Annotated in this window: 23 protein-coding genes; 4 read left to right on the top strand and 19 right to left on the bottom strand. The window is 66.4% G+C overall.

Translation table 11 applies throughout. The annotated features are described in order from the left end of the window. Nucleotides 1–13: 13 nt before the first annotated feature. From ABD088_RS00850 to ABD088_RS00840, 3 genes are all read right to left on the bottom strand, one after another. Nucleotides 14–1090, bottom strand: coding sequence for a BMP family lipoprotein (locus tag ABD088_RS00850; RefSeq protein WP_343899432.1), 1077 nt, complete (start codon nucleotides 1088–1090; stop codon nucleotides 14–16). Nucleotides 1091–1296: 206 nt separating this feature from the next. Further along, nucleotides 1297–2505 carry an amidohydrolase gene (locus ABD088_RS00845; RefSeq protein ID WP_343899431.1) on the bottom strand — a complete coding sequence of 403 codons (1209 nt, stop codon included), beginning with the start codon at nucleotides 2503–2505 and terminating at the stop codon, nucleotides 1297–1299. A 75-nt stretch (nucleotides 2506–2580) separates the two neighbouring features. Further along, nucleotides 2581–3693: a mannose-1-phosphate guanylyltransferase gene (locus tag ABD088_RS00840; RefSeq protein ID WP_343899430.1), complete on the bottom strand. Its 1113-nt coding sequence runs from the start codon at nucleotides 3691–3693 to the stop codon at nucleotides 2581–2583. A 264-nt stretch (nucleotides 3694–3957) separates the two neighbouring features. Here ABD088_RS00840 and sdhC point away from each other — a divergent pair, with 264 nt between their 5' ends. The 4 genes from sdhC to ABD088_RS00820 are packed head-to-tail and all read left to right on the top strand — an operon-like array spanning nucleotide 3958 to nucleotide 7412. Further along, complete coding sequence (gene sdhC, locus ABD088_RS00835) at nucleotides 3958–4338, top strand: succinate dehydrogenase, cytochrome b556 subunit (protein WP_343899428.1); 381 nt, start codon at nucleotides 3958–3960, stop codon at nucleotides 4336–4338. Nucleotides 4339–4341: 3 nt separating this feature from the next. Further along, nucleotides 4342–4791: a succinate dehydrogenase hydrophobic membrane anchor subunit gene (locus ABD088_RS00830; RefSeq protein ID WP_343899427.1), complete on the top strand. Its 450-nt coding sequence runs from the start codon at nucleotides 4342–4344 to the stop codon at nucleotides 4789–4791. 51 nt (nucleotides 4792–4842) lie between these two features. Continuing rightward, nucleotides 4843–6630 (top strand): succinate dehydrogenase flavoprotein subunit, encoded by a 1788-nt coding sequence (gene sdhA / locus ABD088_RS00825; RefSeq protein ID WP_343899425.1) that lies wholly within the window; start codon nucleotides 4843–4845, stop codon nucleotides 6628–6630. Further along, on the top strand, nucleotides 6630–7412 hold the full coding sequence (locus ABD088_RS00820; RefSeq protein ID WP_343899423.1) for a succinate dehydrogenase iron-sulfur subunit: 783 nt from the start codon (nucleotides 6630–6632) through the stop codon (nucleotides 7410–7412). The genes sdhA and ABD088_RS00820 overlap by 1 nt, the downstream gene beginning before the upstream one ends. 130 nt (nucleotides 7413–7542) lie before the next feature. Here ABD088_RS00820 and ABD088_RS00815 read toward each other — a convergent pair whose 3' ends face one another. From ABD088_RS00815 to ABD088_RS00740, 16 genes are all read right to left on the bottom strand, one after another. Next, nucleotides 7543–8733: a YihY/virulence factor BrkB family protein gene (locus tag ABD088_RS00815; RefSeq protein WP_343899422.1), complete on the bottom strand. Its 1191-nt coding sequence runs from the start codon at nucleotides 8731–8733 to the stop codon at nucleotides 7543–7545. Further along, nucleotides 8705–9286, bottom strand: coding sequence for a 2'-5' RNA ligase family protein (locus ABD088_RS00810; RefSeq protein ID WP_343899420.1), 582 nt, complete (start codon nucleotides 9284–9286; stop codon nucleotides 8705–8707). The genes ABD088_RS00815 and ABD088_RS00810 overlap by 29 nt, the downstream gene beginning before the upstream one ends. A gap of 3 nt (nucleotides 9287–9289) precedes the next feature. Then, on the bottom strand, nucleotides 9290–10363 hold the full coding sequence (trpS, locus tag ABD088_RS00805) for a tryptophan--tRNA ligase (protein WP_343899419.1): 1074 nt from the start codon (nucleotides 10361–10363) through the stop codon (nucleotides 9290–9292). A gap of 10 nt (nucleotides 10364–10373) precedes the next feature. Beyond that, nucleotides 10374–11219: an exodeoxyribonuclease III gene (locus ABD088_RS00800; RefSeq protein ID WP_343899474.1), complete on the bottom strand. Its 846-nt coding sequence runs from the start codon at nucleotides 11217–11219 to the stop codon at nucleotides 10374–10376. 15 nt (nucleotides 11220–11234) lie between these two features. After that, the gene (locus ABD088_RS00795) at nucleotides 11235–11756 is read right to left on the bottom strand and encodes a hypothetical protein (protein ID WP_343899418.1); all 522 of its coding nucleotides are present in this window, start codon (nucleotides 11754–11756) and stop codon (nucleotides 11235–11237) included. A 114-nt stretch (nucleotides 11757–11870) separates the two neighbouring features. Continuing rightward, complete coding sequence (locus ABD088_RS00790; protein ID WP_343899417.1) at nucleotides 11871–12026, bottom strand: hypothetical protein; 156 nt, start codon at nucleotides 12024–12026, stop codon at nucleotides 11871–11873. Continuing rightward, complete coding sequence (locus tag ABD088_RS00785) at nucleotides 12023–12382, bottom strand: VOC family protein (RefSeq protein WP_343899416.1); 360 nt, start codon at nucleotides 12380–12382, stop codon at nucleotides 12023–12025. The genes ABD088_RS00790 and ABD088_RS00785 overlap by 4 nt, the downstream gene beginning before the upstream one ends. A gap of 60 nt (nucleotides 12383–12442) precedes the next feature. Continuing rightward, nucleotides 12443–13273: an ABC transporter permease gene (locus ABD088_RS00780; RefSeq protein ID WP_343899414.1), complete on the bottom strand. Its 831-nt coding sequence runs from the start codon at nucleotides 13271–13273 to the stop codon at nucleotides 12443–12445. A gap of 1 nt (nucleotide 13274) precedes the next feature. After that, on the bottom strand, nucleotides 13275–14144 hold the full coding sequence (locus ABD088_RS00775) for an ABC transporter permease (protein ID WP_343899413.1): 870 nt from the start codon (nucleotides 14142–14144) through the stop codon (nucleotides 13275–13277). Beyond that, nucleotides 14137–15078 carry an ABC transporter ATP-binding protein gene (locus ABD088_RS00770; RefSeq protein ID WP_343899412.1) on the bottom strand — a complete coding sequence of 314 codons (942 nt, stop codon included), beginning with the start codon at nucleotides 15076–15078 and terminating at the stop codon, nucleotides 14137–14139. The genes ABD088_RS00775 and ABD088_RS00770 overlap by 8 nt, the downstream gene beginning before the upstream one ends. Nucleotides 15079–15127: 49 nt before the next feature. After that, nucleotides 15128–16243, bottom strand: coding sequence for a fatty acid desaturase family protein (locus ABD088_RS00765; protein ID WP_372711039.1), 1116 nt, complete (start codon nucleotides 16241–16243; stop codon nucleotides 15128–15130). 186 nt (nucleotides 16244–16429) lie between these two features. After that, entirely contained in the window at nucleotides 16430–18271 is a 1842-nt protein-coding gene (locus tag ABD088_RS00760) for a hypothetical protein (RefSeq protein ID WP_343899411.1), read from the bottom strand. Between the two features lie 96 nt (nucleotides 18272–18367). Beyond that, a complete protein-coding gene (locus ABD088_RS00755) occupies nucleotides 18368–18646 on the bottom strand; it encodes an SHOCT domain-containing protein (protein ID WP_343899410.1) in 279 nt (92 codons plus the stop codon). Nucleotides 18647–18808: 162 nt separating this feature from the next. Continuing rightward, nucleotides 18809–19495 carry a response regulator gene (locus ABD088_RS00750; RefSeq protein ID WP_343899409.1) on the bottom strand — a complete coding sequence of 229 codons (687 nt, stop codon included), beginning with the start codon at nucleotides 19493–19495 and terminating at the stop codon, nucleotides 18809–18811. Continuing rightward, on the bottom strand, nucleotides 19492–20619 hold the full coding sequence (locus ABD088_RS00745; protein WP_343899408.1) for a sensor histidine kinase: 1128 nt from the start codon (nucleotides 20617–20619) through the stop codon (nucleotides 19492–19494). The genes ABD088_RS00750 and ABD088_RS00745 overlap by 4 nt, the downstream gene beginning before the upstream one ends. Nucleotides 20620–20766: 147 nt before the next feature. Further along, nucleotides 20767–21651: a bifunctional methylenetetrahydrofolate dehydrogenase/methenyltetrahydrofolate cyclohydrolase gene (locus ABD088_RS00740; RefSeq protein WP_343899407.1), complete on the bottom strand. Its 885-nt coding sequence runs from the start codon at nucleotides 21649–21651 to the stop codon at nucleotides 20767–20769. Nucleotides 21652–21653: the final 2 nt, after the last annotated feature.

The raw sequence follows: 21653 nt of genomic DNA, 5'->3' as shown, positions 1-21653 counted from the left end.
GGAAACGCAGGGACTACGAGGTCGCCTTGACCTTGCCGTCGATGATTTCCTGCTTGAGCTGGTCGATCTCGCCCTGGAGATCAGAAGGAACCTTGTCCTTGAAGTTGTGGAACGGTGCCATCGACACGCCGCCGTTTTCCAGGGTGCCGACGTAGGCTTCGGAAGCGAACTTTCCGTCGACGCCCATCTTGATGGACTCCTCCACGGTCTTGCCCATCTCCTTCATCACGGAGGTCAGCACGGCGTCCTTGCCATTGTTGGCGTAGTCGTACCCATCGGTATCAACCCACACCACGGCGTCGTCCTTGGTCGAGGTCTCGTTGACCGCATCGACAGCGGCCTGCCCCAGCGGACCGGCTACCGGCATGATGACGTCCACGCCGTCGGCCAGCATGTTGTCGGAAATCTGGCGGGCCTTGCCCGAGTTCGTGAAGTCACCCACGAACGACTTCGAGCTGCCCCACCCGACGACCTTGACGTCCTTGCTCTTCTTCTCGTTGAAGTACTTCACGCCGTTGGTGAAGCCCTCCATGAAGACGGTGACGGTCGGGATCTCGGCACCACCAAAGGTGCCGACCTTTCCGGACTTCGAGTAGGCGGCGGCCGAGTACCCGGCGAGGAAGGCGGCTTCGGCGGTGTTGTAGTTCAGCGTCCGCAGGTTCTTCGGGAGCTTGTCGTAGCCGAAGTCGACGATGGTGAAATCAGTGTCGGGGTACTTCTTGGCGGCTTCCATCGTTGCGTCGCCGATGTTGAACCCTGCGGTGACGACCTGGTTGCAGCCGGCGGAAACCATGGACTCGATGTTTGGCTTCATGTCGGTTCCGGAGTTGGATTCGGCATCCTTGGTGGTCACGCCGAGGTCCTTGCCGGCCTTGAGCAGGCCCTCGTGCGAGGCCTGGTTGAAGGAGCGGTCATCGAAGCCGCCTTCATCGGAAACCATGCAGGCGGTGTAATCGACCTTGGCCGCACCGGACTCGGATGAGCCAGCCTCGGGAGCAGCTCCGCAGGCGGTCAGGACAAGGGCGGAAACGCCGAGGACGGCAGCGAGCTGCCCGGTGGAGCGCTTCAGGGTGCGCGGTGACTTCTTCAAGATTCCTCCAGTGACGAGTGATGCTTCGGGTTCGTCCCTCGGAGTTCGTGCGATGCATCTGCCACGAGAGGGAGCCAACCGCGTCCGTCATCCCAAGGCAGGAAGACGTGACGGAGAATACAGTAGCGGCCTCCGGGGCCGCCGAGCCACCACCTCGGGTTTACAGGTCAATATTGTTGACTATTTGTTACCAACAGGTAGGCAAATCAGGCGTCTCGTCCATTCCCCACGGCGCGCAAGGCGGCGGCGGCCATCACCCGGATTCCGGTCTCGATGGCCTTTTCGTCGGGGATGTAATCGCCCCGGTGCAGGTCGTAGGTTTCCCCGCCGGGAGTCCTGGTGCCCAGGCGCAGCATGGCTCCGGGGATCTTGTGCGTCATCCAGGCGAAGTCCTCGCCGCCCATGGACTGGGGAGTCAGCACGATGGAGGTCGATCCGATCTCGGCGCGCGCCGCGCGTTCAATCAGGTCGGTTTCCGCCTCGGCGTTCACGACCGGGGGCACGCCCCGGGTGTGTTCGAGCTTCACTTCCACGCCGTAGGGCACGGCCACCTGGCGCACGACCTCGTCGAGCAGGGTTCCCGCGGATTCCCAGGCATCGCCGTCGAGGCAGCGCATGGTCCCGGCCATGTAGCCGGCGGCCGGAATGGCGTTGGGGGCGGAACCGGCGTGGATCTGGCCCCAGACCACCGACACGGCGCTACGCACGTCGATCCTGCGGTTGAGCACTGCCGGGACGTTCACGGCGATCTCGGCCAAGGCGAAGACCAGGTCCTCGGTCAGGTGCGGCCGGGAGGTGTGCCCGCCACGGCCGGTGAGTTCGATCTTGATGGTGTCGCTGGCGCTGGTGATGGCGCCAATGCGGGTGCCGATCATCCCGGCGTCGACGCGCGGCTCGCAGTGCAGGGCCAGGATGCGTGGCACGCCGTCCAGGACGCCCTGCTCGATGATCGCCAGGGCCCCGCCGGGCATCGTCTCCTCGGCCGGCTGGAAGATGACGCGGACCTTGCCAGCCAGCTTCCCGGCGTCGTGCAAACGCCCCAGCGTCAGGGCCACGCCGAGCATCACGGTGGCGTGGATGTCATGGCCGCAGGCGTGGCAGACGCCGTTGCGTGTGGAGGCGTAGGGCAGCCCGGTCTCCTCGAGGATGGGCAGGGCGTCGATGTCGGCCCGCAGCCCGAGGGCGATGTCGCCCTCGCCAATGTCGACGAACAGTCCGGTGCCCTCGAGACGCTGCGGCGCCAGACCCGCGGCCTGCAGGGTCTCGGTGATCCGCTCGGTGGTCCGGAATTCCTCATAGGACAGTTCCGGATTGGCGTGGACATCGCGGCGGAACTCGACCAGTTGCGGCAGCAGCGGCGCCACCCAGGGCCCGATGGCGGGATGGGACTGCTCGGGGGATGAATCGTAAGTCACATCCACGACCCTACGACGAACGCACGGCAAAGATTGACTTTGCAACACAAGATTTCGACCCCGGGTCGGGAGTGGTCAGAGGACGTCGACGTCGCCGGAGGCCTTGAGTGCCTCCACCGCCTTCTTCACCGATTGCGCGTGGTCGCTGGTGGTCACCAGCAGCGCGTCACCGGTATCGACGACCACCACGTTCTCGATGCCGATCAACGCGATCATCCGCTTGGTGTCTGAGACCACCACTCCGGAGGCCTGGTCGGCGTACACCCGGGCGCCGTCGCCGAGGACCGTGAGGTTGGTGGCCTCACTGGCCGGGTTCAACCGGCCGATGGCCGCGAAGTCACCGACGTCGTCCCAGGTGAAGTCACCCGGGATCATGGCCACGTCGCCCACCGCTGCGGCCGGCTCGGCCACCGCATAGTCGATGGCGATCTTGGGCAGGGTGGGCCAGACGCGCTTCTTGACCTCATCGCGTTCGGGGGTGTCCCACGCGTCGGCGATCTCCATCAACCCGGCATGCAGTTCCGGTTCGTTGCGCTGGAGGTGCTCGAGCATCAGGGCCACGGGGGCAACGAACATCCCGGCATTCCAGAGGTAGTCCCCACTGGCGACATAGCGTTCGGCCACCTGCTCATCGGGCTTCTCCACGAACTCCAGCACCGAGGTCGCACTGGGCGCGCCCTCGACCTCCAGCGCCTGGCCGGCACGGATGTAACCGAACGCGGTCGACGGCGACACCGGCTTGATGCCGATGGTGACGATCTTGCCGGTCGCGGCCGTGTGGATGGCCTCACGCACCGTTTCCTGGAAGACGTCGACCGGGCCGATGACCTGGTCGGCCGCGAAGGAACCCATGATGATCTCCGGGTTGCGCCGATGCAGGATGGCCGCGGCGAGCCCGATCGCCGCTCCGGAATCCTTCGGCTCCGATTCCAGGACCAGGTTCTTCTCTTCCAGTTCCGGCAGCTGCGCCTGGACGGCATCACGGTGCGCCTGCCCGGTGACGACCATGATGCGGTCGTCTGCCAAGGCGACGAGGCGGTCATAGGTCGCACGGATCAGCGTGGTGCCCGACCCGGTGAGATCATGCAGGAACTTGGGTGCGGCCGCACGCGAAAGAGGCCACAAGCGTGTCCCCACGCCACCAGCGGGGATGACGCCGTGGAAACGGGCCAGGAGGTCAGCATTCATGGATACACACTAAGCGATCAATGGCAGGATCCGCGGGATGCGGGCTTCGATTTACGGCATGGAAACGTCACCTATTTTCCGCGTGATTCCGGGCATTACGCCCAGTCAGTCCGGTCGAGGTGAGGCTCGCCACAGGGTTAGGGTAAAGAACAAGCCTGAGACCCACCTGTGGTCTAGGATCGGGCTAGGAACGCTTACGCACCGGCGCCAATCTTTTGTGTGCACGCCACACGAACGCCCTTGCGATGCATGGAGGTTAATTCAGTGTCGAAGACATCGTCAGGCACCCTCTACCGCGGCCGCGAAGGCATGTGGTCCTGGGTAGGACATCGGGTCACCGGTGTCGTCATTTTCTTGTTTCTTTTGGTGCACGTGCTTGATACGGCCCTGGTGCGGGTATCCCCCGGCGCCTACGACGCGGTAATCGGCACGTACAAGAACCCGCTGATGGCGGTGGGTGAACTTGGTCTCGTCGCTGCGATCATGTTCCACGCCTTCAACGGCCTGCGCCTGATCCTCGTTGACTTCTGGAAGTCCGGACCGAAGTACCAGCGTCAGCTGCTCTGGGGCGTGCTCATCGTGTGGGCCGTGGTCATGATCGGCTTCGCGATCCGTCACCTTTCCCTCGCCTTCGGAGGTCTTTAAGCCATGGCAACCACAGAATTCGTTGCACCTCGTACGGGCCGTATCGACCCGAAGTACAACCGCGCCAAGTCCAAGGGCGGCAATTTCGAGATGCTGGCATGGCTCTTCATGCGCATCTCCGGTGTCCTGTTGGTCATCCTGATCTTCGGTCACCTTTTCGTGAACCTGATGGTCGGCGAAGGCGTCCACGCGATCGACTTCGGCTTTGTCGCCGGCAAGTGGGCCAACCCCCTCTGGCAGTTCTGGGACCTGGCCATGCTGTGGCTGGCCATGCTGCACGGAACCAACGGCGTGCGCACGATCATCAGCGACTACGTCGAGAAGGACCGCCCGCGGTTCTGGCTCACCCTGGTCCTGATGTTCTGCTCCACGGCGATCATCATCCTCGGCACGCTCGTGATCTTCACGTTCGATCCGTGCATCCCGGGATCCACCCTCTCGGTGTGCCAGTAGCCCCGGCAAGCTTCGCCGAAACCAAGATTCAAAGAAGAGAGAGCATCCGGTATGCAGGTACATAAGTACGACGTCGTCATTGTCGGCGCCGGTGGCGCAGGCATGCGAGCTGCCATCGAGTCGGGCCAGCGGGCCCACACAGCCGTGCTGACCAAGCTTTACCCCACCCGTTCCCACACGGGCGCCGCCCAGGGCGGCATGTGCGCCGCCTTGGCCAACGTCGAGGAAGACAACTGGGAGTGGCACACCTTCGACACCGTCAAGGGCGGCGACTACCTCGTTGACCAGGACGCTGCCGAGGTCATGGCCAAGGAAGCCATCGAGGCCGTCCTCGACCTGGAGAAGATGGGCCTGCCGTTCAACCGCACGCCCGAAGGCAAGATCGACCAGCGCCGCTTCGGCGGCCACACCCGCGACCACGGCAAGGCCCCGGTGCGCCGCTCCTGCTACGCCGCGGACCGCACCGGCCACATGATCCTGCAGACGCTGTACCAGAACTGCGTCAAGCACAACGTCGAGTTCTACAACGAGTACTACGTGCTGGACCTGCTGACCGTCGAGGAGGAAGCCACCCGCGAGGACGGCACCACCTACCTGCAGAAGCGCATTGCCGGCGTCGTCTCCTACGATCTGGCCACCGGCGAGATCCACGTCTTCCAGGCGAAGTCGGTCATCCTGGCCACCGGCGGTGCCGGCAAGGTCTTCAAGACCACTTCCAACGCGCACACCCTCACCGGTGACGGCATGGGCATCGCGTTCCGCAAGGGCATCCCGCTGGAGGACATGGAGTTCGTCCAGTTCCACCCGACCGGCCTCGCCGGTCTGGGCATCCTCCTCTCCGAAGCCGCCCGCGGCGAAGGCGCGATCCTGCGCAACTCGGAGGGCGAACGCTTCATGGAGCGCTACGCCCCGACCATCAAGGACTTGGCGCCGCGTGACATCGTGGCCCGGTCGATGGCCAACGAGGTCCGCGAAGGCCGTGGTTGTGGCCCGAACAAGGACTACGTCCTGCTGGACCTGACGCACCTCGAGCCCGCGCACATCGATGCGAAGCTCCCGGACATCACCGAGTTCGCCCGCACCTACCTGGGCGTCGAGCCCTACACGGAGCCGGTGCCGGTCTTCCCGACCGCCCACTACGTGATGGGCGGCGTGCCGACCAACATCAAGGGCGAGGTCTTCCAGGACAACGAGTTCACCATCCCGGGCCTCTACGCCGCCGGCGAGGTCGCTTGCGTATCCGTCCACGGCTCCAACCGCCTGGGCACCAACTCGCTGCTGGACATCAACGTCTTCGGCAAGCGCTCCGGCATTGCAGCCGCCGAGTACTCCAAGACGGCCGACTGGGTCGAGCTGCCGGAGAACCCGGTCGCCGATACCGAGGCCCTGCTCGACATCGTGCGTACCGGTACCGGTACCGAACGCATCGCGGCGATCCGCAAGGAACTCCAGGACACGATGGACGCCAACATGCAGGTCTTCCGCACCAAGGAGACCATCATGAAGGCCCTGGCCGACGTCAAGGGCTTCCGCGAGCGGTACAAGAACATCAGCATCCAGGACAAGGGCAAGCGCTTCAACCTGGATCTTCTCGAAGCCGTTGAACTCGGCTTCCTGCTGGACCTGGCCGAGGTCATGTCCGTCTCCGCCCTGCACCGCCACGAATCGCGCGGCGGCCACTTCCGCGAGGACTTCCCGGACCGCGACGACGAGAACTTCATGAAGCACTCGATGGTCTACAAGGACGAATCCGCTGAGATGGAGGGCATCCACGGGATCCGGTTCGACACGAAGCCCGTGATCTTCACCCGTTACCAGCCGATGGAGCGTAAGTACTAATGAGCAGCGAAGTTCCCGAACCAGCATCCAAGGTCGATCTGGCCCCCGGTGTCGGTGGCGGCGGGGAGATCCCGCAGTTCGACATCACCCTGCGCGTACGTCGTTACAACCCGGAGTTCTCCGAGGAGGCTACCTGGGAGGATTACGTACTGACCATGTACGGCACGGACCGCGTGCTGGACGCCCTGCACAAGGTCAAGTGGGAGATCGACGGTTCGCTGTCGTTCCGCCGCTCCTGCGCCCACGGCGTCTGCGGCTCCGATGCCATGCGCATCAACGGCCGCAACCGCCTGGCATGCAAGACCTTGCTGAAGGATCTCGACACGTCCAAGCCGATCACCGTCGAGGCCATCAAGGGCCTGCCGGTCGAGAAGGACCTGATCGTGGACATGGAGCCGTTCTTCCAGTCCTACCGCGAGATCATGCCCTTCATGATCACCAAGGGCCACGAGCCTGCAGCCGAGCACTACCAGTCCCCCGAGGACCGGGAGCGCTACGACGACACCACCAAGTGCATCCTGTGCGCCGCGTGCACGTCGTCCTGCCCGGTCTTCTGGACCGATGGCCAGTACTTCGGCCCGGCAGCGATCGTGAACGCCCACCGGTTCATCTTCGACTCCCGTGATGAGGGTGGCGACATGCGCCTGGAGATCCTCAACGACAAGGAAGGCGTGTGGCGCTGCCGCACCACCTTCAACTGCACCGAGGCCTGCCCGCGTGGCATCCAGGTCACCAAGGCAATCTCCGAGGTCAAGCAGGCCATCCTGGCCCGCTCCGTCTAGGAGATCAGCCGCCTGAAACGACGAGGCGCCGCCCACCGGATTCTTCCGGAGGACGGCGCCTTCTCGTTTGCCTGTCGTACATCGGCCCCGCTCCCCCGCCATGCGCAGCGCGGGATCGGCGGGAGCGGTGTCAGGGCCGGGTCTGGGGCCAGCCCACGGCGCTTTCGACGCCCTGGGCCCGCTGGCTCCGCAGCTGGGCTGCACGGGCCCGCAGGCTGGGCTTGGAGTCGTGTCTGGCTGCCGCATCGATGTCGGCGGTCGCCACGGCACCCCAGGCCGTGGCAATCAGGTACACCTGGCTCAACAGGTAGAACCAGACAAACAGGCCCAGGATCACTGCGAACGGGGCCAACAGTGGATTCTTGGTGACGCTGCCGAGCAATTCGGAGGAGAAGTAGCGAAGGATGGTGGACCCCGCACCGGCCAGCAGGGCCGCCTGCAGGACCGCCCCGCGCGGCATGGTGATTCCCGAAGCCAGCCGGAAGAGGATGACCGCGACCAACGCATCGAGCAGCAGCATGACCACGAGGCTGGCCGCCTGGGTCAGGAAGATGGCGAACACCGATTCGAGGTGCAGGAACTCGATGACGATGTGGATGAATCCACCGGCCAGGAAGCCAACCACCGTCGTGACGACGAGGCAGACCCCCAGAACCAGCAGCACGCCCAGGTCACGCAGCTTGACCAGTGCCGCGTTCAGCTGCAGCGGGACCAATCCGTAGACCCCCCGCATCCCCTCACGCAGACCGGCGATCCAGCCGAGCGAGGTGAGCAGCATCGTCGCGGTCGAGATCACCAGGGCCCAGCCGAACCCCTTGGATTCGAAAAGCATGTCGGGTTTCGCCAGGCCGCCGTCCCCGGTGTCGATGAGGCCGGGGGTGCTTTTCGCGACGGTCTCCACGACCATGTCCTGCAGGTCCTTGTTCCCGCTGGCGATGATGCCGAAGATGGAGAATCCGGCAACGAGCAAGGCGGCGATGGAGAAGAACATGTTGTAGGCGCTGCCCGCCGCCATGAGGGGGCCGTGCCGCTGGCTGTACAGCGTGAAGACCCGCATGGGTTTGGTTGATTTCAACCATCCGAGCAGGGCACCCAGGCCGCTCAATGCCACCTGGGTGGTGCCCTTTTTCTCCCGTCGGGCGCGCCCAAAGGCGGTCCGTTGCTGCAGCGCCTCGGCGCGCAGCCCGGCGTGGTCCAGCGGTGATACGGCGTCCTCGACGAGATCCGGGTCCGAGGGCAGGTCTAGGTCATTGCCTGCTGCCGGCGGAGCCGGTCGCCGCGCAATAGTGCGGCTAGCTAGGCGTTTGTCCGGCTTGGCCAAGGATCAATTCCTCCTGAAGGGCCCACAGGCCATCGGCGTCGTGTTCAAACAACCCGATTCTATCCACAGGAAAATCTTCCGCGTAGCCAGCCAACGCTTCCATGGCGAAATCCAGTTGTCCGGTCGGTAGATCATGGGCGACGGTCAGGTGCGGATGGAAGGCGAAGTCGACAGTGGGTTGCAACGGCCCGTCCTGCAATGCGCGGTGCAGGGCCAGGCACTCATCGAAGCCTTCGTCGATCCGCAGGAACACGACCTCGGTGATGGGACGGAAGCTGGAAGTCCCGCGCAAGGCAATCCTGAAGGGTGGCGTCCGCGCTGCCACGTGGCGTACATGTTCGCGCGCCGCCGCCCAATCGGAGGCCACCGCACCGGTGACCAGTGTGATGTGCGGCGGGATGGCCTGGGCCACCGGGTCGCCAAAGGAAGCCCGTGCCGCGCGCAATTGCGAACGCAGTGGCTCGGGCAGCGGGATGACCACACCGACACTGACACCCTCATCCCCGAGGCCAGTGGCCCCGGGGATCTCGGATTCCAGCTCGGGAGGCGTCATGCGTTAGCGCGCACCCTCGCTGCTTGCCGGCTCCCCGGAACCCGGCAGGGCGACGGCCGGCAGGAAGCCGACGTTCGCGTAGACCGATTCCAGGGTGGAGGAGGCGATTTCCCGGGCGCGGGCAGCACCGACGGCCAGTTGGCGGTCGAGTTCCGCCGAGTCGTCCAGCAATTCGAAGGTCCGCTGACGGATCGGTTCGACGCGGGAAACCACGGCATCGGCTACATCGACCTTCAGGTGCCCGTACATCTTGCCGTCGTACTCCTCCACGAGATCCGCCACGGGACGGTCGGTGATCGTCGAGAGGATTTCCAGCAGGTTGGTCACCCCTGGCTTGGCCTCCCGGTCGTAGGCGATAACGGTATCGGCGTCGGTGACAGCCGATTTGATCCGCTTGGTGATGACCTTCGGATCATCGAGGATGTTGATCAGCCCGTTGGGGCTGGCCGCTGACTTGGACATCTTCGACCGGGGGTCCTGCAGGTCGTAGATGCGTGCCCCCTCCTTCTGGATCAGCGGTTCGGGAATCCTGAACGTCTCGCCAAAGCGGTGGTTGAACCGCTGGGCCAGGTCGCGGGCCAGCTCCACGTGTTGGCGCTGGTCATCGCCCACCGGCACGGCATGCGGCTGGTAGAGCAGGATGTCCGCCGCCATGAGCACCGGGTAGGTGAACAGACCCAGGCTCGCGGACTCCTGGCCGCCCTTGGAGGACTTGTCCTTGAACTGGGTCATGCGCGAGGCCTCGCCGAACCCGGTGATGCAATTCAGGACCCACGCCAACTGGGCGTGCTCGGGAACGTGGGACTGCACGAACAAGGTGGCGGCGTCCTGGTCGATGCCCCCGGCAATGTACTGGGCCGCGGTCCTGCGGGTGCGCTCGCGCAGCGCCGCCGGGTCATGTCCCATGGTGATGGCGTGCATGTCGGGGACGAAGAAGAAGGCGTCGAAATCGTCCAGCGACTTCACCCAGTTGACCAGGGCGCCGAGGTAGTTGCCCAGGTGCAGCGAATCGGCGGACGGCTGCATGCCGGACAGGACACGGGGCCGGTGGCCCGCGGGATCAGGGATTTCAGTCATGTGTGTGTTCCTAGAACTGGTAGTCGATGACCAGTGGCGCATGGTCGGAGAAGCGGGACGCGTAGGTCGGGGCACGGTCGACGACGGCGTTGCCGGCGATCGCGGCAAGGTCCGGGGTGGCCATGTGGTAGTCAATGCGCCAACCGGTGTCGTTGTCGAAGGCCTGGCCGCGCCAGGACCACCAGGTGTAGGGACCATCGACGTCCCCGGCCAGTTGGCGGGCCACGTCGTGGAAGCCGATCTCCTCGCCGAAGAAGCGGTCGAAATAGGCGCGCTCGGTCGGCAGGAAGCCGGAGCGCTTGACGTTGCCCTTCCAGTTCTTGATGTCCCGTTCGGTATGCCCGACGTTGAGGTCCCCGGTGACCAGGACGTGGTCCGAAGACGCCTTCAGGGCAGGCAGCCGGTGGGTCATGACATCCAGGAACCGGAACTTGTCGTCCTGCTTCGGGGTATCGACTTCGCCGGAGTGCACGTAGGCGCTGACCACAGTCAGGGTCTTCCCGTCGATGTCGAAGTCGGCCTCAACCCAGCGGCCCGAGGTCTTGAAGTAGTCCTCGCCGATGTGATCGCGCGTGGCGGTCGGCGCCTGGCGGGAGGCGATGGCCACCCCGGCGCGTCCCTTGGCCTCGGCTTCGGCGTGCAGGATATGCCAATCGTCGCCCAGCAGTTCGCGCACGATCGCGTCGGGTGCGCGGACCTCCTGAAGGGTCAGGATGTCGATATCTCGATCGGCCAGCCAGTCGGCCATGCCGCGCTTGTAGGCGGCCCGAATGCCGTTGAGGTTGACCGAGGCGACGCGCAGGGCGCCGGCATTCTTGCTGGGGTTCTGTTCCGCTGCTGTGCTCACCCGATCCAGCTTACCGAAAAACGGTCAGTCAATGACCTCGCCGGAGAGCGGAGCGCTGCCGCCGGGGGATTTCATCATGTCGCGGGCGTTGTGGGCGGTGATCTCGATGGTCTCCAGGGCACGGTCGACCATGCCACGGGCTTCGGCCCCGGGAGTGTCGAGGTGCTCCTTGATGACGCCGGCCTGGACCTGGACGATCTTGAAGGAGTGGTCGAGTTTCAGGTCCCGGGTCCGGGTCCCCTCATCGACGACGACGGTCTCGGAGGGTCCCTGCTGCTGGGCGCGGGCTGCCATGGAAGCCGACGCGTTCTGCAGGTGGCTGCTGACCTTGCGGGCGCCGCGGCGCAGGCCGAACACCAGGAAGCCGGCCAGCAGCAGCCAGGCGAAGGAGATGACGGCCACGATCCAGCCGATGACGTCGTTCTGGTTCGCGGCAAAGACCACCGCCACCAGGAAGACGGTGACCATCACCGCCAGCGACAGGGTGCTGGCCTTGAGCGTGATCTTCTTGTCCGGGGCGGTCCGGGCCGTGCCGAGGGGTTCCATGCCATCCAGTATCCCAAACCGACGGGCTCCCCCATGACGAGTTTCCCGTGGGCGAACACCGCCGCCCCTGCACGACGGCGGTGTCCCCCACCTCCGGAGCCGGCAGGCACCGGCTCAGCGGCTGGACATACCCGCGAGGAAACGGTCTTCTGCCGCGTAGTCGAAGAACCCCTCGAAGGAGGGACCGGCGTCGAACAGAAGCACCTCGCCCCAGTCGTGGCCGAAATGGGCGGCGACGGCGCGTCGGCCGGCGGGTGGGCCGTCGATCACCAGGTGACGAGGCAGAAAGGGTGGCGCTGCGGGTCCAGGTAGACCCGGTAGTTCTGACCGCCGGTGTTCATCGAGGTGGCCCCGAGCTTGAGGACCGCTTCCTCGGCGATGTCCAGGTCATCGACCCGCACATCCACGTGTGCCTGCTGCGGGTGGGTTTGCCCGGGCCAGTCCGGAGCCTGGTAGTTCTCCACGCGCTGGAACGCGATGGCCGGCCGGTCCGGGGAGTCACCAATGGTGATCCATCCGTCGTCGTCGTGCTGAACGCGGACCATGCCGAGCATCTGCTCATAGAAATCGGCCATGATTTCCGTGTCCTCGCAGTCGATGACGACCGCATGCCAACTGCCGATCACGGCGCCTCCTTGGGTTCTGGTGTGGACCAGACTACCTGTCCACGATGCGGCTGGCCCATCTCACTTCAGGAACAGCGCCCGCAGCCGATGTGTGGTCAGTGCCATCCCGACCGCGGCCATCAGCACGTAGTACAGCAGGTGGACGGCGGTCATGAACCCGAAGGAACCCACCGACAACTGGCGCAACAACTCGACTCCGTGCCAGAGCGGCAACGCCTGGATCACCCATTGGATGGGTTCGGGATAAACACTCAGCGGGTAGAAGGTCGCCGAGAAGAGGAACATCGGCAGCATGATGAAGGTCACCCAGTCCAGCTGCTGGAAGGTGCGGATGTAGGAGGTGATGCCCATGCCAATGGAAGCGAATCCAAAGGCGATCAACACTGCCGCCGGAACCATCAGCAAGGCCCACCAGGTGGTGATCAGCCCCATCGCGGCCATGACGATCGTGAACCCTGTGGCGTAGAGGAAGCCGCGCAGCAAGGCCAGGAAGATCTCCCCCAGCGCGACATCCAACGGTCCCAGCGAGGTGTAGAGCATGTTCTGGTAGAGCTTGGCGTAGTTCATCTTGAAGAACACGTTGATGGTGGAGTCGTACAAGGCGCCGTTCATCGCCGACACCGTCAGCAATGCCGGGGCAATGTAGGCGGCATAGCTGATCGGGGTCCCGCCGGGCCCTTCGACGGTGCCGATGAGCGCGCCAAGGCCGATCCCCATGGAGAGCAGGTACAGCACCGGTTCGACGAACCCGGAAATCATGATCGCGGCGTTCGAGGTCTTGGTGGCCACCAGCCCGCGGACGATGACCGCACGGATGTTCCGGGAATAGAGGGCGGCCAACGGCCTGCGGTCGGCGGTCAGCTCCAGGTCCGCGTCCTTCACCAGCGTCATCTCAACCCTCCAGCCGTCGGGCGTAAACGCGCCGTGCCAGCACGAGGCCCAGGCCGGCCAGCACCAGCAGATACAGCACATGGACCACGCTCAGCCATCCGGGCTCCGCGTACCCGTAGGAGAGGACGCGCCCCAGTTCGGTGGCGTGCCAGACCGGGGAGATCCACCCGATCCACTGCAGGAACCACGGCAGCGTGGACAGCGGGAACAGCGTCCCGGAGAACAGGAACAACGGCATGACGATGAACCGCTGGACCAGCGCGAACTGCCCCTTTTCCTCGGTGATGGATGCCGAGAAGGCCATCAACGGCAGCCCGAACGCCACACCGGCCAGTGACGCGCTGAGAATCGTCAGCCAGGCCCAGCCACTGGTGGCAGCGCCGAAGAAGAGCACAATCACCAGGTAGACCGCACTCTGGGCCAGGATCCGGATGCTGACGGCCAGCGCGTGGCCCTGGCAGATCTGGTGCGGTGTCAGCGGCGTCGCCAGCGGTCCGTAGTACGTCCTCCACCATTTGAAGCCCGACATCACCGCGTAGCTGAACTCCCCGGCAGCGGTCATCATCGCGGCAGAAGCCAGCAACGCGGGGGCAATGAACTGCAGGTAGCTCACCCCACCGAAGGCATCGCCGCCGGCGTTCGAGTCCACCAGGGACGCGAGCCCGATCCCCAGCGCGAACAGGTACACCAGCGGATTGCCGACCGAATACGCGATGACGATGTCCAGGTAGCCCTTCATCCCGCGCAGATGCTGCTCGGCCAGGTACCAGGTCCCGAACCGGCGGGCCTTCGCAGCACTGGTGAGCGGATCGTGCGCCTGCAGGGAAGAGGACGTGACAGCCGTTTCGGAGGCGCGTTCCGTGTTACTCAATGAGGCTCCTGCCGGTCAACCGGAGGAAGACGTCCTCCAACGATGAACGGCGGACCAATGACGTCATGGGAGACAGCCCCCGGGCCCCCACGGCTTCCAGCGCGGCTTCCCCATCGTGTGCGTAGACCAGCAGGCGGTCGGGCAGCACCTCGATGCGTTCCCCGATCCCCTCGACCGCCGCTGCGGCACCGGCATTGCGATCCGCGCCGAAGCGCAACTCGAGCACTTCCCGGGTGGAATACTGGCGGATCAGCGACGACGGCGACCCCTCGGCCATGATGCGGCCGCGGTCCACCACGATGAGGCGATCACATAGTTGCTCCGCCTCGTCCATGTAGTGGGTGGTGAGGATGAGGGTGACCCCCCGCTCCTTGAGGCGAAACAGGCGATCCCACAGGATGTGGCGGGCCTGCGGATCCAAGCCGGTGGTCGGCTCGTCCAGGAGCAGTACCCTCGGGTCATTGATGAGCGAACGGGCGATGGTCAAGCGCCGTTTCATGCCTCCGGAGAGGTCCTCGACCCGCGCACCCGCCTTGTCGGTGAGCTGGGCGAATTCCAGCAGCTCATCGGCCTTGGGGCGCAGGTAGGACATCGGCAACCCGAAGTAGCGTCCATAGACGATCAGGTTGTCCCTGACCTTGAGCTCCTGGTCGAGGTTGTCCTCCTGCGGGACGACGCCGAGGTGAGCGCGGACCTCCGGCCCCTGCTTCTCGGGGTCCAGCCCCATGATCCGCAGGGAACCACCACTGCGCTGGGACACACCGCCGATCATGCGCATGGTGGTGGATTTTCCGGCACCGTTGGGACCGAGCAGCCCGAAGGACTCCCCCGCGGGGACCTCGAAGGAAATGGAGTCGACGGCGGTGAAGTCGCCGTACCGCTTGGTCAGCTGGTCGGCGATGATCACCGTCGGGCGGGATGTGTTCTGTGGCACAACCGCACTCTACTGCGCCGCAGTGGTTGGCACAACTCAATCACGCAGGTTAGTGCGGGCGGTACTCCGTGACCATCGGGCAGTCGAACGGGTCGCGCGCGGAGAGCCCCACCGTGTTCAGGTATCGGATCACCTGGGCATATGACCCGGAGACCGAGGCCACCGTGTAGGGGACCTTCAGTTCCTGGCAGTACTGCCGGACCATGGCACTGACCTCACGCAGGTGCGGCCGCGGCATGCTCGGAAACAGGTGGTGCTCGACCTGGTAGTTCAAGCCACCGAACACTGCCGTGAGCACGCGGGTTCCCCAGGACGTCTTGCCCACGATGTTCCGGCTGGTCAGGACCTGTCGACTGAAGAAGTCGATGGTCGAGGTCTTGGGGATCAAGGGCATGCCCTTGTGGTTGGGTGCGAACGAGGCACCCATGTAGATGCCGAAGACAGCGAGCTGCACGCCGACGAAGGCGCTGGCGATCCCCCACGGCAGGAAGATGTAGATCGCGGCCAGGTAAATCGCCAGGCGCAGGCCGATGGTCGCCAATTCCCGTTTCCGGGCTTTCACCTTGTCGCCAGTGAACAGGTACTTGATCGAGTGGATGTGCAGGTTCAGGCCCTCGAAGGTGAGCAGGGGGAAGAAGAGGTAGCCCTGCCGGCGGGTCAGCCAGGCCATCAGGCCCGTGCGCGCCGCGGCATCTTCGGGCTGGAAGGAAATCGTGTCCTGCTCGATGTCCGGGTCCTTGCCAACGGTGTTCGGCTTGGCGTGGTGGCGCGTGTGCTTGTTCATCCACCACTGGTAGCTGATGCCCACCACCGCATTGGCCAGAATCCTTCCAGCACGGTCGTTGGCGGGACCGGATTCCATGACCTGGCGGTGTGAGGCCTCATGGGCGAGGAAGGCGAACTGGGTGAGGATGATGCCCAGGGCGGCGGCGACGAACAGCTGGAACCAGCTATCGCCCAACAACGTGAAGCCCGTGACGGCTGCGCCCAGGAAAAGCGTCAAGAGCATCACGACGCCGAGGTAATATCCACGCCGGCGCCGCATCAGCCCGGCATCGAGGACCCGGTTTTTGAGAAGACTGAAGTTACGGGCTCCGGCATTGCGGCGCAACGGCGCCTCCGACGTCGGCGGGCGGGCTGTCGTGGAAAGTTCGTGAGTGCTCATCGGCAACTCCCTCTGAGCGAAGTTCTCGGCAGTCACGCCGCAGAAACCGTAGTGGTCCGGCTCCCTGGTTCCCCACACTACGCATACTTGCTGTGTGTGTCCTGTCAGTAGACCTCGGGAACGACGGCGGGCCGCCCTTCCCGGTCAAAGGGAAAGACGGCCCGCAGTAGGTGTTCCAGGCTGGGATCAGCCCAGGTCGCGATGCCGTGGCACCTCGCCGTGTCGACCGCCAGGTTCCACGTCATCGACGTTGGGCACCTCGCCGGACTCGCCACGGGTGCGTGCGGCGCGCTGTCCTGCGGCTTCGCCGTAGGCATCAGGGCTGTCCATGGCCAACGGATCGCCGGCGGCCGGAGGGGCTTCCCCGGGGCGCGTGACGTTGCCGTCCTGCCGCGGATCCGTAGATCCGTCCTGCCGGACACGTCCGCCGTAGGCATCCGCGTGGTGCCCGCCGACCGGCTCCCCGGCCGACTCGGCACCCTGGGCTGTCGGCCGTCCTGCATCGCCCTGGCGGTACCCGTCGGCCTGCGACTGGCGGGCGTCCTGGTCATACGGGGCGGCAGCGCGGTCCTCGGCAAAGCCCGGACGATCATATTGCTCGTCAGCACCGCGCCAGGCGTTGTCGCGGTCCACGGGGGCGGATTCCCGACCGTCATCGGCCACGGGACGACGGCCACCGTCGACCGGCTCACCGACCCCGCCACCGCTGGCATCCTGGCCGTCCACGTGACGCCCATCAACACCACCCTCGGCACGGTCATCGGCACGGCGGCCGTCGGCTACCCGGCCGTTCCCGCCGGGCTGCCCGGCGTCCGCGCGTCCACGGCCCGCAGCTTCCTCGTCATGTCGGTTGGGCGACACCGCGGTGGCACCAGCACCTGCAGCAGTTCCGGCGCCGCTGCGCGAATCCCCGGGATCGGCCACGGGCTCGCCACCACGGGCATCCCGACCGTCCACACGCCGCTCGTCATCACCACGATCGGCAACACCACCACGAACGTCCCGGTCATCTGCACGGCGGCCGTCGGCTACCCGGTCGTTCCCGCCGGGCTGCCCGGCGTCGGTACGCCCACGGCCCGCAGCATCCTCGTCGTGTCGGTGGGATGACGCTGCGGCGGCACCGGCCGCACCCGCAGCGGCGCCACCGGCTCCGGCAGCTGCAGCAGTTCCCGCGCCGCTGTGGGAATCCCGGGGGCCAGCGTCGGCACGCTGGCCGGCCACGGGCTCGCCGTTGGCGGCTCGAACCTCACGGTCATCCTGCGCGGGGTCACGGCGCTCGGCCGGGTCGGCGACCCGGTCACTCGTTCCGCGCTGTCCGGCACGCTCATCCGCGCGGTCCACGACCGCAGGATCGGCCGAACCGGCGCGGTCCTGGGCTGCCGCGGGGCCGCCGGCACGCGGTTCGGTTGCCGCGGGCCGGCGGCCCGCATCGGCGGCACGCTCATCGGTGCGGCGATCCTGGGAGGCGGCTGCCCCGGTAGCCCCGGCGGCGCCGGCTGCGGCACCGGTGCCGGCGGCAGCCTGTCCATCACCGCGCTCCCGACCGTCCATCCCACGGTCGGCAGCGGGCCGGGCAGCATCAGCTGCGGGATCGCCAGCAGGTGCGTCGGCAGCATCGCCGGAGCGGCGGTTCTTCTGCACGTCCGGATCCAACTTGTCGGCTTCGCGCAGGCGTTCCTCGGAGGCGCGCTGGCGGTCTGTGGCGTCGGCACCGAGCTTGTCGGCCTCCATCCGCTTGCGCTCGGCGGCAATGTCGGCGTCGTTGGCTTCGGTCTGCAGGCGCTGGGCCTCAACTTCACGTTCCTTGGCCTTCAGCTCTGCGGCATCGGCGTCGGCCTTGGCGCGTTGGGCCTCGTTTTCACGTTCCTTGGCCTGGAGTTGGGTCTCCTGGGCTTCGGCGCGGATCCTGCCTGCCTCTTCGCGGTTGCGTTCGGCCTTCTTCTTGCCGGCAAATCGGGCAATGATTCCGACGATGATCAGCACCACCACGATGGCGACGATGATCCAGACAATCTGCGAGGTATCCATGCGATCTAACTCCCTAAGTGGGTGGGAACATTCGGGACCTTACACCGCAGTTCTACCATCTTCACTAGTTTCGTCACAGGGGCCGCCCCGATGCGCCTACTTTCCCGACGGTCCGCGAAGGACCTCGAGCCGCTGGCGGAACTCCGTCTCATCGACCTCGCCACGGGCGTACCGTTCCCGCAGCACTCCTTCGGCCGCGCGCCGGTGTTCGAGCCCGTGGCCGCGGCGACGGCCCACGATGAAAAGCGCAATCAGGATGAACCAGAACAGGGGAAAAATGAACCACCAGCCGAATCCGCCATGCCCCCAGTTCTCCCCGTGGGCGGCGAGCTGTGCGCTGGTGGTGGCTGCGATGGCCGTTGCTGTTGTCAACATGGTGACTCCTGGGTTCAGGTGATGGCCGATCTGGCCACATGACCTACCCTTCCGCGCCGCGCCGTCCGGCGCATCTGCCCCCGGGAGTCATCTGCTGGCCGGTCCCTACACCCCGGGGAGGCCTGGCGGACGACTGCGGGAGTACGCCGGACGCCTCCCCCATCAGGACCGGGTGTCCCCGTCAACGTCGATTCCCGGGGCCACGAGACCGCTTTCGTAGGCGAGGACCACCAGCTGGGATCGGTCCCGTGCCCCGAGCTTGCCCATGATGCGCGAGACATGTGTTTTGGCGGTCAGCGGCGTGATGAACAACCGCAGGGCGATGCCGGCATTGTCCAGGCCGCGGCCCACCAGCGCGAGGACCTCGCGTTCGCGCGCGGTCAGCGGCCCCAGGCTGGCCAGCCGGCGGACCGGCTCCGGCCGTGCAGCGGCGACGCGGGCGAGCAGCCGGCGGGTGACCGAGGGCGACAGCAGCGCATCCCCCCGGGCCACGGCGCGCACGGCCCGCAGCAGTTCCTCGGGCTCGGTGTCCTTGACCAGGAACCCGCTGGCACCGGCCCGGACGGAGTCCAGGATGTAGTCGTCGAGCTCGAACGTGGTGAGCATGATGACCTTCGTCCCGGCGAGGTCGGGGTCGGCCAGCAGCGCGGTGGCCGCCTCGATCCCGTCTCCCCCGGGCATGCGGATGTCCATGAGCACGACGTCGGGGCGCAGCGCCCTGGCCTGCGCCAGCGCCGCTTCCCCGGTGGCTGCTTCCCCGACGACTTCCAGGTCGTCCTCGGCCGAGAGCAGCGCACGGAACCCGGCGCGGATCAGCGCCTGGTCATCTGCCAACAACACGGTGGTCATGGATCCTCCGGTGCGGGGAGGGTGACGGTCACCGAGGTCCCGGGGTCCAGGTCCGCCAACTCCACGGTGCCCCCGCGTGCGGCCACGCGTTCGCGCATCCCGCGCAGGCCGTTGCCTTCCGGGGTGCCGGCGCGTCCGCGGCCGTCGTCGGCCACCCGCAGCCGGGCGGTGGCCTCGTCCAACGCGAGGTCGACGTCGACGGTGCCCGCCGCTGCATGGCGCACCACGTTGGTCAGCGACTCCTGCACCGCACGGAACAGGACGTTCTCCGTCCGCTCTCCCACCCAGGCCGGCCAGGGGTGGGCCGGGGCCGAGTACCTGACATCGAGCCCCGCGGCGCGGACCCTGTTGATCAGCTCCTCCAGCGCATCGAGCCGCTGGCTGGGCACCCGCGGTGCGTCCTGGCGCAGGACGGCCAGCACGTCCCGCACCTCGGCCAGGGCCGCGGCGGACCCTGCCTTGATCGTGGCCAACGCCTCCAGCAGGGCCTGGGGATCGGGATGGCGGCGCCCCAGGTGCAGGGCCACCGAGGACTGGACGTTGATCATCGAGAGTGAATGCGCGACGACGTCGTGGATATCGCGCGCGAGCACCAGCCGTTCCTCATCACGGCGGTGGCTGGCCTGTGCGCGGGCGATGCGCAGCTGTTCGCTCCGCCGATCCCGACGCGAGCGCACCAGTTCGGTGACCAGCAGGATGACGGTGAACCAGGCCGGCAGGACCAGCCAGCGGCCCTGTCCCGCCGCTGGTCCGGGACCGGGAGCCCACCCCGGGGCCAGCCCGGCAGCGGCCAACCCCCCGGCCAGCACGGCGACGGAGGCCCAACCCCACCACCGGGCGCGGCCCAGCACCGAGAACACGAGCCCCAGCACCAGGGACAACACCACCGGTCCCCACGGGTAGCCGGAGAAGAGGTAGGCGCCGTCGACCAGGGTGATCGCCGCGACGGCTGGCCCCGGGGCGCGGCGGCGCAACAGCAGCAGGGCGGGGCCGGCGAGCAGGAGCACGACGGCGATCCACGACAATTCGAGTCCCTGGTGCCGGGCGGCGAAGGAGCTGCCGGCCAGCTGGAAGAAAGCCACCAGCACCGGCAGCACGGCCAGCGGAGGTCGGCGTCTTCCCATGGTTCGAGACTACCGCCGCGCCCCGGCGCCGACATCAGCCGACGGCGGTAGCCGGGCACCGCCGTCGTACTCCCCGCGGTGTAGCCGCCCGAACGGCACGGGGCCCGGGAACCGTGTGGTTCCCGGGCCCCGGTGGGACGGTGTGGCTCAGCCGGCCTGGCGTTCCGCGGATTCCACCACGTTGGAGAGCAGCATGGCGCGGGTCATCGGGCCCACCCCGCCGGGGTTCGGTGAGATCCAGGAGGCGACGTCATACGCCGCAGGGTCCACGTCCCCGGTGACCTTGGCCTTGCCGGAACCGTCGTCGACCCGGCTCACGCCGACGTCCAGGACGATGGCCCCGGGCTTGAGGTCGGCCGCCTTGATCATGTGCGGCGAGCCGGCGGCGGCGATGACGACGTCGGCGCGCGCGAGATGCGCTGCCAGGTCGGTGGTCCCGGTGTGGGCCAGGGTGACCGTGGCGTTGATCTCCTTGCGGGTGAGCAGCAGGCCGATGGGACGTCCGATGGTGACGCCGCGGCCGACCACCAGGACGTTCTTGCCCGCCAGGTCGATGTCGTGGCGGGCCAGCAGTTCCACACAGCCCTTGGGCGTGCAGGGCAGCGGGGATTCCATCGGCCGGTTGACGTTCGCGACGAGGCGGCCCAGGTTCATCGGGTGCAGCCCGTCGGCGTCCTTGGACGGGTCCATCGCCTCCAGCACGGTGTCCTGGTCGATGTGCTTCGGCAGCGGCAGCTGCACGATGTAGCCGGTGCATTCCGGGTTCTCGTTGAGTTCGCGGACCTTGGCCAGCAGCTCGTCCTGGCTGGTGTCATCGGGCAGGTCGATGCGGATCGAGGTGATGCCGACCTCGGCGCAGTCCTTGTGCTTGCCGCCGACGTACCACTTCGAGCCCGGGTCCTCCCCAACCAGGATGGTGCCCAGTCCGGGGGTGATGCCGCGTGCGGCCAGGGCGGCGACGCGTTCGGTCAATTCGGCCTTGATGGCCGCCGCGGTGGCCTTGCCGTCGAGGATCTGTGCGCGTTCGGCCATGG

The sequence above is a fragment of the Arthrobacter rhombi genome (genome assembly GCF_039526245.1).
Classification (GTDB): domain Bacteria; phylum Actinomycetota; class Actinomycetes; order Actinomycetales; family Micrococcaceae; genus Arthrobacter_H; species Arthrobacter_H rhombi.
This window is presented reverse-complemented; position numbering and strand designations above follow the sequence as displayed.

Coding starts and splice junctions, on each gene's coding strand:
- ABD088_RS00765 (WP_372711039.1), bottom strand. CDS start 16,243: ATGAGCACTCACGAACTTTCCACGACAGCCCGCCCGCCGACGTCGGAG.
- ABD088_RS00745 (WP_343899408.1), bottom strand. CDS start 20,619: ATGGGAAGACGCCGACCTCCGCTGGCCGTGCTGCCGGTGCTGGTGGCT.
- ABD088_RS00755 (WP_343899410.1), bottom strand. CDS start 18,646: ATGTTGACAACAGCAACGGCCATCGCAGCCACCACCAGCGCACAGCTC.
- trpS (WP_343899419.1), bottom strand. CDS start 10,363: ATGACTGAAATCCCTGATCCCGCGGGCCACCGGCCCCGTGTCCTGTCC.
- ABD088_RS00750 (WP_343899409.1), bottom strand. CDS start 19,495: ATGACCACCGTGTTGTTGGCAGATGACCAGGCGCTGATCCGCGCCGGG.
- ABD088_RS00830 (WP_343899427.1), top strand. CDS start 4,342: ATGGCAACCACAGAATTCGTTGCACCTCGTACGGGCCGTATCGACCCG.
- ABD088_RS00780 (WP_343899414.1), bottom strand. CDS start 13,273: ATGACGCTGGTGAAGGACGCGGACCTGGAGCTGACCGCCGACCGCAGG.
- sdhA (WP_343899425.1), top strand. CDS start 4,843: ATGCAGGTACATAAGTACGACGTCGTCATTGTCGGCGCCGGTGGCGCA.
- ABD088_RS00740 (WP_343899407.1), bottom strand. CDS start 21,651: ATGGCCGAACGCGCACAGATCCTCGACGGCAAGGCCACCGCGGCGGCC.
- ABD088_RS00840 (WP_343899430.1), bottom strand. CDS start 3,693: ATGAATGCTGACCTCCTGGCCCGTTTCCACGGCGTCATCCCCGCTGGT.
- ABD088_RS00795 (WP_343899418.1), bottom strand. CDS start 11,756: ATGGAACCCCTCGGCACGGCCCGGACCGCCCCGGACAAGAAGATCACG.
- ABD088_RS00810 (WP_343899420.1), bottom strand. CDS start 9,286: ATGACGCCTCCCGAGCTGGAATCCGAGATCCCCGGGGCCACTGGCCTC.
- ABD088_RS00820 (WP_343899423.1), top strand. CDS start 6,630: ATGAGCAGCGAAGTTCCCGAACCAGCATCCAAGGTCGATCTGGCCCCC.
- ABD088_RS00760 (WP_343899411.1), bottom strand. CDS start 18,271: ATGGATACCTCGCAGATTGTCTGGATCATCGTCGCCATCGTGGTGGTG.